At 74.5% G+C, this 14,869-nt stretch carries 11 protein-coding genes; 6 read left to right on the plus strand and 5 right to left on the minus strand.

The window, feature by feature from the left end; all coding sequences use genetic code 11:
• Positions 1 to 155 precede the first annotated feature (155 nt).
• The gene (locus HCN56_RS04535) at positions 156 to 1,502 is read right to left on the minus strand and encodes a peptidoglycan recognition protein family protein (protein ID WP_167968166.1); all 1,347 of its coding nucleotides are present in this window, start codon (positions 1,500 to 1,502) and stop codon (positions 156 to 158) included.
• Positions 1,503 to 1,640: 138 nt separating this feature from the next.
• Here HCN56_RS04535 and HCN56_RS04540 point away from each other — a divergent pair, with 138 nt between their 5' ends.
• From HCN56_RS04540 to HCN56_RS04555, 4 genes are all read left to right on the plus strand, one after another.
• A complete protein-coding gene (locus HCN56_RS04540; RefSeq protein ID WP_167968167.1) occupies positions 1,641 to 2,393 on the plus strand; it encodes a TIGR03089 family protein in 753 nt (250 codons plus the stop codon).
• 38 nt (positions 2,394 to 2,431) lie between these two features.
• Positions 2,432 to 3,616, plus strand: a complete 1,185-nt coding sequence (locus HCN56_RS04545; protein WP_167968168.1) for an LCP family protein — start codon at positions 2,432 to 2,434, stop codon at positions 3,614 to 3,616.
• 425 nt (positions 3,617 to 4,041) lie between these two features.
• On the plus strand, positions 4,042 to 5,799 hold the full coding sequence (locus HCN56_RS04550) for an LCP family protein (protein WP_209312347.1): 1,758 nt from the start codon (positions 4,042 to 4,044) through the stop codon (positions 5,797 to 5,799).
• Positions 5,800 to 5,873: 74 nt separating this feature from the next.
• The gene (locus HCN56_RS04555; RefSeq protein ID WP_312871047.1) at positions 5,874 to 7,781 is read left to right on the plus strand and encodes an LCP family protein; all 1,908 of its coding nucleotides are present in this window, start codon (positions 5,874 to 5,876) and stop codon (positions 7,779 to 7,781) included.
• A 121-nt stretch (positions 7,782 to 7,902) separates the two neighbouring features.
• Here HCN56_RS04555 and HCN56_RS04560 read toward each other — a convergent pair whose 3' ends face one another.
• Positions 7,903 to 8,967 carry a glycosyltransferase family 2 protein gene (locus tag HCN56_RS04560; protein ID WP_312871048.1) on the minus strand — a complete coding sequence of 355 codons (1,065 nt, stop codon included), beginning with the start codon at positions 8,965 to 8,967 and terminating at the stop codon, positions 7,903 to 7,905.
• 145 nt (positions 8,968 to 9,112) lie between these two features.
• Here HCN56_RS04560 and HCN56_RS04565 point away from each other — a divergent pair, with 145 nt between their 5' ends.
• Complete coding sequence (locus HCN56_RS04565) at positions 9,113 to 10,675, plus strand: LCP family protein (protein ID WP_245245906.1); 1,563 nt, start codon at positions 9,113 to 9,115, stop codon at positions 10,673 to 10,675.
• A gap of 62 nt (positions 10,676 to 10,737) precedes the next feature.
• Here HCN56_RS04565 and HCN56_RS04570 read toward each other — a convergent pair whose 3' ends face one another.
• The 3 genes from HCN56_RS04570 to HCN56_RS04580 form a co-directional block, all read right to left on the minus strand.
• The gene (locus HCN56_RS04570) at positions 10,738 to 12,081 is read right to left on the minus strand and encodes a coenzyme F420-0:L-glutamate ligase (RefSeq protein ID WP_376770843.1); all 1,344 of its coding nucleotides are present in this window, start codon (positions 12,079 to 12,081) and stop codon (positions 10,738 to 10,740) included.
• Between the two features lie 98 nt (positions 12,082 to 12,179).
• On the minus strand, positions 12,180 to 13,151 hold the full coding sequence (gene cofD, locus HCN56_RS04575) for a 2-phospho-L-lactate transferase (protein WP_167968172.1): 972 nt from the start codon (positions 13,149 to 13,151) through the stop codon (positions 12,180 to 12,182).
• 13 nt (positions 13,152 to 13,164) lie between these two features.
• Entirely contained in the window at positions 13,165 to 13,788 is a 624-nt protein-coding gene (locus HCN56_RS04580) for a cysteine dioxygenase (RefSeq protein WP_167968173.1), read from the minus strand.
• 548 nt (positions 13,789 to 14,336) lie between these two features.
• On the opposite strand from HCN56_RS04580, the gene HCN56_RS04585 reads away from it, so the two are divergent.
• Positions 14,337 to 14,600 (plus strand): WhiB family transcriptional regulator, encoded by a 264-nt coding sequence (locus tag HCN56_RS04585; protein ID WP_167934566.1) that lies wholly within the window; start codon positions 14,337 to 14,339, stop codon positions 14,598 to 14,600.
• Positions 14,601 to 14,869: the final 269 nt, after the last annotated feature.

Raw genomic sequence — 14,869 nt, forward strand, 5'->3', positions numbered from 1 at the left:
CGGCGCAGCAGCGCCGCGACGGAGCGGCGGGCGGCGGCAGTCGGGCCCCGGACGCCCGGCGGCCGGGCGGGCCTCCGGCACCGGAACGCGGCGCGCGGACCGTGACGGGTCTCACCCCGCGGGCCCACCACGCCCGGTGGGTGCCGGGCGCGGTGTCACATCGCGGCGGCGGTCTTCCGGATGGCCGGCAGCTGGTTGTACAGCCGGCTCCCGGGGCAGTCCGTGCTGAAACCGTCGCGGTGCCCCGAGATGTTGTGCATGGTCACCACGGTCCCCTTGGCGTACTTGCCGCCGGCGGAGACCCGCTTCCAGGTCCCGGCCGGGTTCCGGCCCTCCGCCCGCAGCTTCCAACCACTCAGCTGGGCCAGCGCGTTGGTCACCTTGGCCGGTGCGTCGGTGGAGGAGTGGGTGCCGAGCACGGCGACCCCCATGCTGTTGTGGTTGAAGCCGTAGGTGTGCGCGCCGAGCACGGCCCGCTCCACGCCGCCCGCGCGGCCCTCGTAGATCGTGCCGCACTTGTCCACCAGGAAGTTGTAGCCGATGTCGCGCCAGCCCTGGCTCTGCGTGTGGTAGCGGTAGATGCCGCGGATCACCGACGGCGCCTCGGAGCAGGCGTACCCGTTGCCGCCCGCGGTGTGGTGCACGAAGACCGTCTTGACGGCGTCGGTGTAGGCGAAGCCGCCCTCGCGCCAGGACTCGTCCGCCCCCCACCGGGAGCGTGTCACCACGCCGGGGCGCGGCGCGGCCAGCAGCTGGACGTCCGCCTCCGCGCGCGGGTCGGCCTCCTCCGCGGGCTCCGGCGAATCCTCGGTGACCGCCGGCCCGGGGGCGGTGCCCCCCTCGCCGTCCAGCCCCTCCCCGCCGTCGGGAGCTGAGGTGGGCGCGCCGGACCGCTCCTCCCGCACCTCCTCGGCCCCGGCGTCGGGTGCCCCGGCCGCCGGGTCCTCGCCCGGGTCGATCAGCTCCAACCGCAGCCCCGCCGGCAGTTCGGCGCCGGAGCGGCCCGTGCCGTCCGGGACCACCCGCACCTGCACGCCGTCCGAGTCGCCCACCCAGAGCGGCTCGGTGCCGCCGGCGAGGGCGCGGTCCTCCTCCTCGGCGGTCCCGGGGTCCGGGCCGTGCTCCGCCGTGGCGTGCAGGTGCTCCCACTGCGACCACTCCCCGGTCTCCGACGAGCGGGTCCGCACCTCGGCCTCGCCCGCCAGTTCGGCGGCAGCGTCCGACCACACCACGCCGAGCAGGGAGAAGGAGTCGACGTCGGTCTCCTCCAGGCCGACCGCTCCGGCCGCCGGGGCGTCCGCACCCGCGGTGCGACCACCACCCCCCAGCGGCCCCAGGGCAAGCGACTGGGTGCCCCCGGTCTCCGGCGCGGCCACCGGCGCCTCGACCACGGCACGGCCGGAGTCCGGGGGCGAGAGCGCGCCGGCCGGGGAGACGGCCGACGGAAGGACAAGTGCCGCGATCGACGCGGCCCCGACAGTGGAAGCGATGAATGCACGCATAGCAACCATGCTGTGCATATCCGTATACATCTGTCGAATGGAAATATGACGGTATGTAAGCAATGCCGCGGCGTGTCGGCCCCGGCCCCGGCGGCGGCACCCTGCCCGCCCCCCGGCGCCCCGCGTACCCTTCCGACGATGAACACCAGCGATCAGACCCCCTACGACCTGCTGCGATCAGCACTCGCGGCGGACGGCACCCGACCCCTCGTCACCTACTACGACGACGCCACCGGGGAACGCGTCGAGCTCTCCGCCGTCACCCTCGCCAATTGGGTGGCGAAGACGGCCGGACTCCTGCAGGACGAACTGGGCGCCGAACCGGGCGACCGGCTCGCGCTGCTCCTCCCCGCCCACTGGCAGACCGCCGCCTGGCTGCTGGCGTGCTCCGCCGCCGGCGTCGCGGTGGACATCGGCGGCGACCCCGCCGCCGCCGACCTCGTCGTCACCGGACCCGACCGGCTCGCGGAGGCTCGTGCCTGCACCGGGGAGCGCGTCGCGCTCTCGCTCCGCCCCCTCGGCCTGCGCTTCCCCGAGACACCCGAGGGGTTCACGGACTACGCGGTGGCCGCCCCCGGACAGCCCGACATCTTCCATCCCCACACCGACCCCGAGCCCGACGCGCTCGCCCTCACCGTCGACGGGCGCCGGTTCAGCGGCGCCGAGCTGGTCGCCGAGGCGCGCGCCGCCGCCACCGGGCTCGGCCTCGCCCCCGGCGCGCGCCTGATGTCCACCCGTGGCTACGACAGCTGGCCCGGTCTCGCCGCCGGACTGTACGCACCGCTCGCCGTCGGCGGCTCGGTGGTGCTCTGCCGCCCCGCCGACGGGCTGGACCAGCCGGCCCGGACACGCCGCGCGGAGAGTGAACACGTCACGCACTTCGCCGACTGAACCGCTCCCGGCGGGGTCGCGGGGCCACCATCGCTCCCATGACAGCGGACGACCACCACCCGGAGCCGGCACGTGCGCGGGGCGCCGACCGGCCCACGCCCCTCGCCGACCTGCTCACCACCACCGAGCCCGACCGCCCGCGCCCCCGGCGCGGGCGGCTGCTGCTGCGCGCCGCGGCCCTCGGAGCGCTGGGCCTCGCCCTGCTGGCGGCCGGCACCGGCTACCTCGCCTACCGCTCACTGGACGCCGGCATCACCCGCGACGACGGGACCGCCCGGGAGCTGGAGATGCGGGGCGGGGACCGCCCGCCGGAGCCGCCCGGCGACGCGCGCACCGTGCTGGTGATCGGATCGGACGACCCCAGTTCGCTGCCGGGCGCGGTCGGCGGGATCGGCGCCCGGTCGGACACCGTCTTCCTGCTCCACCTCTCCGGCGACCGGCAGCGTGCCACCGCCGTCTCGTTCCCCCGCGACCTGCTGGTCGACGTCCCCGACTGCACGGGGCCCGACGGCGGCACCGTGCCCGCCGCGCGCGCACAGTTCAACTGGGCGTACTCCCACGGCGGTCCGGCGTGCACCATCCGCACCGTCGAGGCGCTCACCGGGGTGCGGGTCGACCACCACGTCGACATCGACTTCGCGGGTTTCCGCGACCTGGTGGACGCCGTCGGCGGGGTCGAGGTGCACCTGACCGAAGATGTCCGGGACGAGCACACCGAGTTGGACCTGACCGCCGGCCGCCAGGTACTGGACGGCGACGCCGCCCTCGCCTACGTCCGCGGCCGGCAGGGCATCGGGGACGGCAGCGACACCGCCCGCATCGAGCGGCAGCACCAGTTCCTGGGGCTGCTCCTGGACGAGCTGCGCTCCTCCGGGGTGCTGCTCAACCCGGCGAGGCTCTACCCCGTGCTCCGCACCGCGACCGCGTCGCTCACGGTCGACCCGGCACTCGCCTCGCTCTCCCGGCTGCACGGCCTCGTCGGCGACCTGCGCGACCTGCCCGAGGGCGGCCTGGGGTTCGTCACGGTGCCGCGGACCGCGGACCCGGTCGACCCGGACCGGGACGTCCTGGTCCAGCCGGACGCCGACACCCTGTTCGCGCAGCTCCGCGACGACCTGCCGGTGACCTCCCGCCCCCGGGACGGCGCCCCGGCCGGCGGACTGCTCCCCGCCGCGGGAGCCGCCGAGGACGCGGAGGCGGGCTCAGGCCCGGCAGCGGGGTGAGGGGAGCGGGGTGAGGGGGAGCGCGGTCCCGCCGCCGGCCATGGGACGGGGCGTGCGCCGGGGGCGGTCACGCCCGCCGACGGGGCTGGTTCGCCGCTGCCGTGACACGAACGAGACCCCGCCGCGACCAGTTTGCGACCGTTCGGAACAGGACAGGAACGTTTCCGCTCGATGATTCCGCTGCGTAGTCGAACAGATGAGGATTCCGGATCGGCGAAGACGCTTAAAGCGCCATAAAACAGACAGGGTCGATATGTGACGACAGTCGAACAGCTGGCGCTATCACCTGATGTGAAGCCTGCGCAGTGGGTCACCGGCGTCGTCGGTGACGGAACCCGGGGGTTAGTGTTTGCCGTCCGATCCGCAAGTCGGCACGGAGGGCGCACGCACCAGTGGACGCGCAGGGACGTGGGGGAGCGGGGGGCATGGACCCCGCTGATCAGTGGGTTTTGAATCCGGAGACGGGCAACTACGAGTTGCGCCCGCAGAGCGGGGCACGCGGCGGCAGTGGTGCGCCCGCGGGCACCCGTGCGCCGCGGCGCGACCCCGAACCGGGCGACGCCGGCCACCGGGGAGCTCCTCCCCGGCAGCGCCGCGCCCCGAGTGAGGAGAGCGGCCGCCCGCCCGCACCGGCCGACGAGGTCGAGCCGGAGGACGACGACCCGGCGCCCGCCGGCCGCGCCGCCACCCGCGACCGCGAGCTCCCCGCGCAGCGCGACCGCCGTGCCGGGCACGGCCGCCGCAAGGCCAAGGAGAAGAAGAAGCGCGGCAAGAAGATCCTCATGTGGGTCGCCGGCGTCCTCGCCCTGCTCCTGGTCGTCGGCTGCACCGCCGCCTACCTGACCTACAAGCGGCTCAACGACAACATCACCAAGGTCGACGTCCCCTACGACAACCCCGCGACGAGCGACGCCCCGGTGAACATCCTGCTGGTCGGCTCCGACCAGCGGACCGGCGACGGCAACGACGGCTACGGCGACCGCGACAGCCTCGGCCACGCCGAGACCACCGTCCTGCTGCATTTCTCGCAGGACCGCGAGCACGCGACCGCGCTGTCCATCCCGCGCGACCTGATAGTGGACATCCCCGAGTGCGAGGTGACCCGCGACGGCGTCACCGAGACCATCCCCGGCAGCCAGGGCGTCCGCTTCAACGAGAGCTACGGTCAGCAGGGCCGCGACCCGGGCTGCACCTGGAAGACGGTGCAGGAGCTGACCGGCGTGGAGATCAACCACTTCATGCTGCTCGACTTCAACGCGGTCAAGACCCTCTCCACCGCCGTGGGCGGCGTCGAGGTCTGCCTCGCCAAGGACATCGACGACCCCAAGTCGCACCTCAAGCTCTCCGCCGGCACGCACGTCATCGAGGGCGAGGAGGCGCTGGCCTTCGTCCGCACCCGTGACTCCGTCGGGCACAGCAGCGACCTCAGCCGCATCCAGCTGCAGCAGCAGTTCCTCGGCTCGATGGCCCGCTCGCTGACCTCCAACGGCACGCTCACCGACCCCGGCAAGCTGCTCGACCTCGCCGACGCCGCCACCAAGGCGCTCACCGTCGACAGCGCCATCGGTGACGTCCAGAAGCTGTACGAGCTCGCCCGCGACCTCGGCCAGGTCCCCGTCGAGGACATCTCCTTCGTCACCCTCCCGGTCAAGGACAACCCCGCCGAGGAGATCGCGGCCACCGTCGTCCTCGACCGCACCAAGGCCGAGCCGCTGTTCCGGATGATCCAGGAGGACATCTCCCTCACCGCGGAGGAGGAGCCCGAGGAGGACGAGGGCGCGAAGAACGGCGACGACAAGCCGGAGCCCGCCGCCATCGGGGAGATCCGCACCGAGGTGTTCAACGGCGGCGACACCCCCGGCGCCGCGCAGCAGACGCTGGACTGGCTGCTCGGCAAGGGAGCCGTGCTCGCCACGCTCGGCGGCAACGCGGACGCGCAGGAGACCACTGTGCTGCTGCACACCCCCGACCAGGCCGCGCAGGCAGCTACGCTTGCCGACATGATGGGGATGGCCGACAGCGCGGTGAAGCTGCGCGAGAACGCCGAACCGGGACGGGCCATGACGCTCATCCTCGGCAACGACTTCTCCGGCCCGGGCGTCCCGATCGAGGCCCCGGCGAAGAAGCCGGAGAACCTCGATTCCTCGACGGCCAACGACGCCGCCGACAACTGCGCCGGGTGACCCCGGGCCATCCGGTCCGGGCCGCCCCGCCGCAGCCACCTGACGACAACCGCAGAGACGACCGGGGAGCAGCCGTGCGCGGCACCGACGGCAACGGCAACGCCATACCCGAGGACGACGAGCAGCAGCCCGTCGCGGTCGTCCGACCCGAGGACCTCGGGTGGGACGACAGCCTGTACGACGACACCCCCGCCGCGGGCGGCGCCGGACGCGACCGCGACGACGCCCCGCAGCGGGCCGACCGGCCGGAGCAGGCCGAGGGAGCGGCCGGCCCCGCGGCGCTCCCCGCCGGGAACGGCAGTGCGAGCGAGACAAGCGGGGAGAGCGACACCTCCGGTGCTGACGGGGACAGCGCAGGCGACCGCCCCGCGACCGGCGGCTCCGCCGGCGGGGACGGCACCGGGACCGGGGGAACCGACGCCGCCGACGGTGACGGGGGCGACGGACCCACGCCCTCCGGCCGGCAGCGGCGCCCCCGCTGGGCGCGTGTCCTCATAGCCGGCTCCGCGGCGCTCGCCCTGGCCGTGGTCGGCGCCGGCGGCGCGGGCTGGTACTACGTGCAGCACCTCAACGGCAACCTCACCAAGAGCGACCTGCACCTCGGCGACAACAAGCTCGACAAGGCCGCGCCCAACGACCGCGGCCAGACCCCCCTCAACATCCTGCTGCTCGGCAGCGACGCCCGGGACTCCGAGGAGAACCTCCGGCTCGGCGGCGCCGCCGACACCGTCGGCGGCCCGCCCATCGCGGACGTCCAGATGCTGCTGCACGTCTCCGCCGACCGCAGCAACATGACGGTGGTATCGATACCGCGCGACACCCGGGTCACCATCCCCAAGTGCACCGACCCGGCGACCGGCCGCGAGTTCGACATGGTGGAATCCGACACCATCAACCACAGCCTCCAGCGGGGCGGGCCGGGCTGCTCGGTCGCCACTTGGGAGGAGCTCACCGGCATCCCGATCGACCACTTCATGATGCTGGACTTCGCCGGGGTGGTCAGCATGGCCGACGCCGTCGGCGGCGTCCCGGTCTGCGTCGACCGGGGTGTCGACGACCCCAAGTCCCACCTGAAGCTGGAGGCGGGCGAGACCGTCATCAAGGGCGAACAGGCCCTCCAGTGGCTGCGGACCCGCCACGGCTTCGGCGACGGCAGCGATGTGGGCCGCACCAAGGCCCAGCACATGTACCTCTCCTCGATGGTCCGCGAGCTCAAGGAAGGGGCGCGGCTCACCGACCCCGGCAAGCTCAACGCGCTGGCCAACGCCGCCACCAACGCCCTCACCGTCGACCCCGACCTCGGCAGCGTCAACCGGCTGTACGACCTCGGGGAGGACCTGCGCGACGTCCCCAGCGAGCGGATCAACATGATCACCATGCCGTGGGTCCCCGCGCCGCAGAACCCCGCCGCCCACGTCGCGCCCAAGCCCGGCGCCGCCGAGGAGCTCTTCGCGCTGGTCCGCAACGACATCGCGCTCGACGAGGAGTACCCGGACGACATCGCCGAGGCGGGCGAGGACACGGACGCCGACGAGGACGCGGCCCAGGCCCGCGAACCCGCCGAGGTCGCCGTCACCGTCCGCAACGGCACCGGCTCGGTCTCCCTGCCCGCGATCACCGGCAGGGCGAGCGTCGTGGTGGCCGAGCTGGCCGCCCTCGGCTACGTGCAGTCCCACGTCGACGAGCGGCCCATCTCGCAGGCGGAGACCTCGCTCACCCACCCCACCGGGGACCAGGCCGAGGCCGACGCCCGCGCCGTGGCGGCCGCCCTCGGCCTCCCGGACCGCGCGCTGCGCTCCTCCGCCTCCGCGGAGGCGTTCACGCTGGTCATCGGCGTCGACTGGCGCGAGGGGAACCAGTTCCCCGCCGCACCCGACGCCGGCCCCTCCGAGCCCGAGGAGCGCCTCGACAGCGCCGAGGCGATCACCGCGGACGACGACAGCGCCTGCATGGTCGTGAACCCGCTGCACGCCACCGACTGAGCCGCGCCCCGCCCCGCCGGCGGCTGCGTCGGGCACCCGGGTACGACAGCGCCCCCGCCGCACCCCCTTGTGAGGGGTGCGACGGGGGCGCCGCCGTACGTCCTGCCCGCGGGGGCCGGCCTCAGACGGCCGTGCCGGCCGGTGCGCGACGCGAGGCGCGCACCCGGCGGGCCAGCGACCGCGGGCTCGTCAGGAAGCCCCAGCCCCACGACATGTGCATGGTCGCCAGCGCCACCGGGATGCGCACCCGCGCGCCGAGCGAACGGCCCCGGCCCGCCGGGAGCGAGCCCGCCGTGATCGCCGCCAGGTACCCGACCGGGACGACCAGCGTCCACGGCGTCACCACCGCTCCGGCCAGCCCCGCGGCGATCGCCAGCACCGCCGCCGGCGGCGCGAGGTACCGCGGGTTGATCGACCCCTGGTGGTAGCGGGCCACGACATGCCGCCAACGACCGTAGTCGTGGTACTGCCTGGCCAGCTTCCGGACCGTCGGCCGCGGGCGGTAGGACACCAGCAGCTCGGGCGAGAACCAGATCAGCCCGCCGTCCTGCCGGATGCGGAAGTTGAGCTCCCAGTCCTGCGCGCGGATGAACTCCGTGTTGTAGCCGCCCAGCCGCTCCAGCACCTCGCGCCGGAAGACGCCCAGGTAGACGGTCTCCGCCTCGCCCGCGGCACCCCCGGTGTGGAAGGCGGCGTTGCCGACGCCGATCCGGGAGGTCATGGCCGCGGCCACCGCGTGCTCCCAGTCGTTCTCGCCCTCGGCGTGCATGATGCCGCCCACGTTGGCGGCGCCGGTCTCCGCCAGCAGCCGCACCGCCGTGGCGATGTAGCCGGGGGAGAGCATGCCGTGGCCGTCGACGCGCACCACCACCGGGTGGCGGGACGCCCCGATCGCCGCGTTCAGCCCGGCCGGGGTCCGGCCGGTCGGGTTGGGCACCGTCTGCACCCTGCCCCACGGCCGTTCCGCGTTCTCGGCGACCAGGTCGGCGGCGATCTCGTCGGTCCGGTCCGTGGACGGCCCGAGCGCGATGACCACCTCCATCTCGCCCGCGTACTCCTGCCGCAGGATGGCTTCCACCGCGTGGCGCAGGTGTCGTTCCTCGTTCAGCACCGGCATGATCACCGACACCGCCGGAAGGCCGTGCTCACCGGGGTCGCTGCCGCCCCGGTCTCCTCGTGTCGTCACCGGCTCACGGTACCGCGAACGGATCACCGTGGTTCGCCCACCCGGGTGGTGTGCGGCGGGTCTGCGCGCGCCGCGCCCCGGCCGTTCCTACGCTCCCAGCGGGGTGACCCGGCCCCCGTTCGTACGACAAGCGGAGGTTCCGACCTTGCCCGCCAGCCGCCCGCAGCACCCGAGCAGCCAGCGCCCCCGCCCAGCGACGGGCCGGCGCCGACGGCCGCGCTGGGGGCTGCGGCTCTCCGCCGTGGCCGCGGCGGGCGTGCTGCTGACGGGCGGCGTCGGCCACGCCATGGTCTCCACCATCGACACCGGGGTGGAGCGGGTCGACCCTTTCCACGACCTCAGCAACCGGCCGGACACCTCCAAGGGGCTGAACTTCCTGCTGATCGGCAACGACAGCCGGGAGGGCATCACCGCGGAGGAGAAGAAGAAGTTCGGCATCGGCGGCGAGGCCTGCCACTGCGCGGACACCATCATCCTGGTCCACCTCTCGGAGGACCGGGAGCGGGCGAGCGTCGTCTCGCTGCCGCGCGACTCCTACGCCGAACTCCCTGCCCACGCCTTCGAGGCCGGCGGCGGCGAGCGCCACCCGGCGCACCCCGACAAGATGAACGCCGCCCTCTCCCACGGCGGCCCCTCCCTGATGGTCCGCACCGTCGAGAAGATGACCGGGGTGCGGATCGACCACTACCTGGAGGTCAACTTCCTCAGCTTCATGCGGGGCGTGGACGAGATCGGCGGGGTCGACGTCTGCACCGTCCGCCCCCTCAAGGACGAGAAGTCCGGGCTGGACATCCCGCCCGGCACCTCCACGCTCAGCGGGGGCGAGGCGCTCCAGTACGTCCGGGCGAGGTCGGTCGACCCCTCCGCCGACTTCGGGCGGATGCAGCGGCAGCAGAAGTTCCTCGCCGCCTTCCTGGACAAGGCGGTCAGCACCGACGTGCTGCTCAACCCGGCCAAGCTGCGGCGCACAGCGGACGTGATGCTGGAATCGGTCCGGGTCGACCCGGAGTTCGGCGTCGACCAGATGCTGGAACTGAGCCGCGCGCTCGGCGGCTTCGACGCCTCCTCGGCGGAACTGACCTCCGTCCCCGTGGACGGCGCCGGTAAGAAGCTGCCGGGCGGCGGCTCCACCGTCGCCTGGGACGAGGACGGCGCCGAGCGGCTGTTCGCCGCGATCCGGGAGGACCGCCCGCTCGCGGGCGCCGACGCCCCGCCCCCGGAGGGGGAGGAGGCGTCCGACGGCTCCGCCGGCGACGGGGGGAAGGACGAGGAGGGCGGCGAGGGGGCCGGTGCCCCGCGCGGTGCGGTGCCGGTCGAGCTGGCGCCGGAGGAGGTCCGGGTGCGGGTGGAGAACGCCAGCACCACGGCGGGGCTCGCGGCCCGCGCCGACGAGCAGCTGGCCGCCACCGGCTTCAGCACCGGCGGCCTCACCCCGGAGGACGACCCCGGCTCCGCCGCCACCTCCCAGTCCCGCACCACCATCACCCACGGCCCGGAGCAGCGCGCCGAGGCCGCCGCGCTGCGCGCCGCGCTGCCCGACGCCCAGCTGCGGGAGGTCGCCGACCACGGGGACCAGTTGCTCGTCGCGATCGGCGAGGACTTCGACCGGGTCCAGCCCGTCCGCGACGGCCGCCGGCCGATGAGCTCCCAGGAGTGGAAGGACGGCGGCTTCGGCGCCGCCACCGGCGACCAGATCATCTGCGACTGAGCGGGTCCCCCCCCACCGGGCCCGGCGGCGCCACCGGCGACCGGTGGTGCCGCCGGGCGCGCTCAGCGCACGGTGAGGAACGCGTCCGCGTCCCGGGCCGGACGCGGCGCCGGCGCGGCCGCCGGGTGGCCGACCGCCACCGCCCCCATCGGGTCCCAGCTCGCCGGCAGGTCCAGCGCGCCGCGCACGGTCTCGCGGCAGAACAGGGTGGACGACACCCACGCCGACCCCAGCCCCTCGCCGGCGAGCGCCACCAGCAGGTTCTGCACCGCCGCACCGGCGGCGACGACGAACATCTCCCGCTCCGCGGCCGACCGCCGCGCGTCCGGGTAGTGGTGGGCGCCGTCGGCGACCAGGCAGGGGACCACCAGGTAGGGGGCGCGGCGCAGCACGTCGCCCCGGCGGACCCGACGCGCGATCCATTCCTCCTCCCGGCCGTCGGCACGCAGGTCGGCGACCCAGGCGTCGAGCATGGCGTCGAGCAGCCCGGTGCGGGCGGCGGCCGACTCCAGGAGCACGAACCGCCAGGGCGTCGTGTGGTGCGGGGCGGGCGCGGTCACGGCGGCGGCGACCGCCCGGCGGACCGCCGCGCTGTCGACGGGGGCATCGGTGAACTCCCGGACGGTCCGCCGCTGGGTGACGGCGGCGCGGATCGCCTCGGAGGTGCCCAGCCGGAACATGTCCGCGGCCGCGTCGCGGACCAGCGGGCGCGCCCCCGGGTCCTCCCCCGGGGCGTCGGTCGGGCCGGCCGCCGGGTCGTCGGCGGGGCCGGGGGAGGTCAGCAGGTGCTCGGCGAGCCCGCGGACGACGGCGACGGGCCGCCCCTCGGTCTTGCCCTTCACGAGTTCGCCGGCGCCCGCCAGCTCGTCCGCGACGGCGGTGACGCTGACCCCCAGCGGGTTGCCGTGGGTGTCGGTGCCGCCCCGCAGGTCGTCCAGGGCCCGCAGGCCGGCGGCGCCGATGGCCACGTCGGTCTGCCCCTCGCGCCAGGGCCGTCCGAAGGTGTCGCTGACGACGACGGCGACCTCGGCGCCGGTCCGCTCGCGCAGCCCGTCGCGGATCGTCCGCGCCGACGCGTCCGGGTCCGCGGGCAGCAGCAGGACCGTGCCGCGCGGGGTGTTGGAGGCGTCCACGCCGGCCGCCGCCATCACGAAGCCGTGGCGTGACTCCACGATCCGGGCCGGTCCGCGCCGGGCCACGACGCGGACCGTCTCGGCGTCGACCGCCGCCTCGCGGTCGGCCGCCCGCAGGACGCGCCCCTCGGCCTTGCTGACGATCTTGGAGGTGACGACGAGGATGTCGCCGTCGGCCAGCGGCTGCCCGCCGGGGGCGGCGCACGCCTCGGCGATCAGCTTCGCCAGGTCGTCGCCGGGGGACACCTCGGGCAGGCCGGCGAGCGACCACACCCGGAAGGAGTCGGAGCGTGCGGCGCCTGCCGACGTACCCGCGGGCGCGGCGACGGGGGCGGCCTGGGCGGGTTCCCCGCCCGGGCGCGTGGCGGCCGTCACGGCGCGACGTCCGCGGTGAGGGCCGCCGCGAGGTCGAGTGCCTCCCGCGCCATGGCGGCGGTGGCCTCGGGGTCGGTCATCATCAGCGGCACGGCCCGGCAGCGGATGCCGTGGCTCTCCACCGCCGCCACGGCGTCGGCGTCGCGGGTGTCCACCAGCCAGCCGTCGAGCAGCCCCGAGCCGTAGTGCTCGGCGACCGCCGCCGCGGTCGCCTCGACCCCGACGGCCGCCAGCACCTTGTCGGCCATGCCGCGCACGGGGGCGCCGCCGACGATGGGGGAGAGGCCGACGACCGGGACGCCGGCGGCGGCGATGGCCTCCCGGATGCCGGGGACGGCCAGGACGGTGCCGACGCTGACGACCGGGTTGGACGGCGGGAACAGCACCACGTCGGCCTCGGCGACGGCTTCCAGCACGCCGGGCGCCGGCGTGGCGGTGTCCGCGCCGACCGGCACCACGGCGTGCGCCTCGGGCTCGGCCCGCAGCCGGACCCAGTACTCCTGGAAGTGGACGGCGCGACGGCTGTCCCCGTCGTCGATCAGGACGTGCGTCTCCACGCGGTCGTCCGTCATCGGCAGCAGCCGGACGCCCGGCTCCCAGCGGCGGCACAGCGCCTCCGTCACCGCGCTGAGCGGGTAGCCGGCGGCGAGCATCTGCGTGCGGACGACATGGGTGGCCATGTCCCGGTCGCCCAGCCCGAACCAGTCGGGTCCCACGCCGTACGCCGCGAGTTCCTCCTTGACCGTGAAGGTCTCCTCGGCCCTGCCCCAGCCCTGTTCCTCGTGGATGCCACCGCCGAGGGTGTACATCACGGTGTCGAGGTCGGGGCAGACCTTCAGCCCGAAGAGGTGGATGTCGTCGCCGGTGTTGCCGATGACGGTGATCTCCGCCTCCGGCGCGGCCAGTTTGAGACCGCGCAGGAAACGGGCACCGCCCGTGCCGCCGGCCAGAACCACGATGCGCTGCATACGCCCCAGTGTGTCAGCAGCTGCGGCCCGGACGCCCGGCGGTCCGCGTGCCGCCGGCAGCCGGGACCGCGGCGGCGCCGACGGCCGCCGGGGGCTGCGGCGCGGCCTCCCGGAGCGGCTGCCCCGCCGCCGGGAGCCCGGGGTGGGCCGCCCGTCCGGCGGCGGTCACCGCGCCCCCGGAGTGCATCGGCATCGCGGTCAGCCCCGGGTGGTAAAGGTGCAGGGAGACCGCCGGCTCCAGCGAGGTGTTGACCATCTCGTGGACGTACCCCGGCGCGAACACCCGCCGCGGCCCCGGCCGCAGCGCGCGCCCCCGCGCCGCGCCGGCGGTGAACTCGGTGAGCTCGCCGGCCAGCACGGTGAACACGCCGTGGGCGTCGCCGTGGTCGTGGCGCCCGCTGCCCTGGCCCGGGAGCCAGCTCAGCAGCCACAGCTCGTAGCCGGGACCGGTGCGCAGCCGGTGGTACCAGCGGCTGGTCGGGTCGTATCCCACCAGCGGGCGCCACTGCTCAGGACAGTCCGCCACGGAACGCAGCAGTCCGGCGAACCCCGCGACGGTGCAGGGGTGTTCGGCGGGCGGCGTCATTCGGTGCGGCAGCGCGGTGGTGTCACCGGCGATCTCGTTGTCGCTGTACATGGGGAACCCGTGGTGTCGAGTGGGCGGACGGTCGGTGGGGGCGTCGACAGCCCCGCCCGGAAGCCTGTGACCGGTCGGACACGCAGCGTGGCTGACGCCTCAGATGAGCGCTTCCGGGGGAGGTCTGTCAAGTGACCCGTGCGTTCGGACGCATTGTTTCACCACATCCGGTTGCCACCGGTGCCGAAAGGTTTATGCGTCCGGGGACTGGACAGGTGGCGCAACATCGGACCTGACAGGCGCCGTTGTCTTCCTGTGATTCCACTGTGATCCGGGTCGCTCGACCGGGGCCACCGGAACACGCCGGGTGTGCGAATCGTCCTCACTCCAGGACCCCTTGGAGCGGGCGGTCGAAACACCCGAAGTGTCCGGAGGTTCGTGGTGATTGATCACGATCGGCGCGGGTGTGGTGCCGCTGGGTGAATCACCGGGCAGCAGGCAGAACACGGCTTGACGGGCCCGGATGACGCACTTGTAATTTCACCCGTGTCGTTCGGTCTGTATCGGTAACGGCAACATCACGGGGACGCAAGGAAGGCGAGGCGCAGATGACCGAGCTGTTCCAGCAACTGCTGGTCGAGGACACCGACGAAGAGCCGGGCTGGCAGGAGCGCGCACTGTGCGCCCAGACCGACCCGGAGTCGTTCTTTCCCGAGAAGGGTGGCTCCACCCGCGAGGCCAAGAAGGTCTGCCTCGCCTGTGAAGTCCGCTCCGAGTGCCTGGAGTACGCGCTTGCCAACGACGAACGCTTCGGGATCTGGGGCGGCCTGTCGGAACGCGAGCGCAGGCGGCTGAAGAAGGCCGTCGTCTGAACCGGTCACCGCGGCGCCGGCGTCGTCGTGCCCGCGTGATCCACCCGTCCCCCACGGCCGACGGCCGCGAACCCCGTATACCCGGCCCCCGCCCGGGGCCCCGTCACCAGCAGCACCCGCTTCAGCAGGACCTCATCGAAGCAGCGGCCGGACCCGCCGGCCCAACCCCCGCGCACACGCCCCGCACCGTGCGCGGACCGGACCGGCGGCCCCCGCAGCCCCGGTAGTGTGTGGCTGTCCGCCGACCTCCACCGAACCGGGGCCCGTAC

Source organism: Streptomyces lonarensis (assembly GCF_012033735.1).
Lineage (GTDB): Bacteria > Actinomycetota > Actinomycetes > Streptomycetales > Streptomycetaceae > Streptomyces > Streptomyces lonarensis.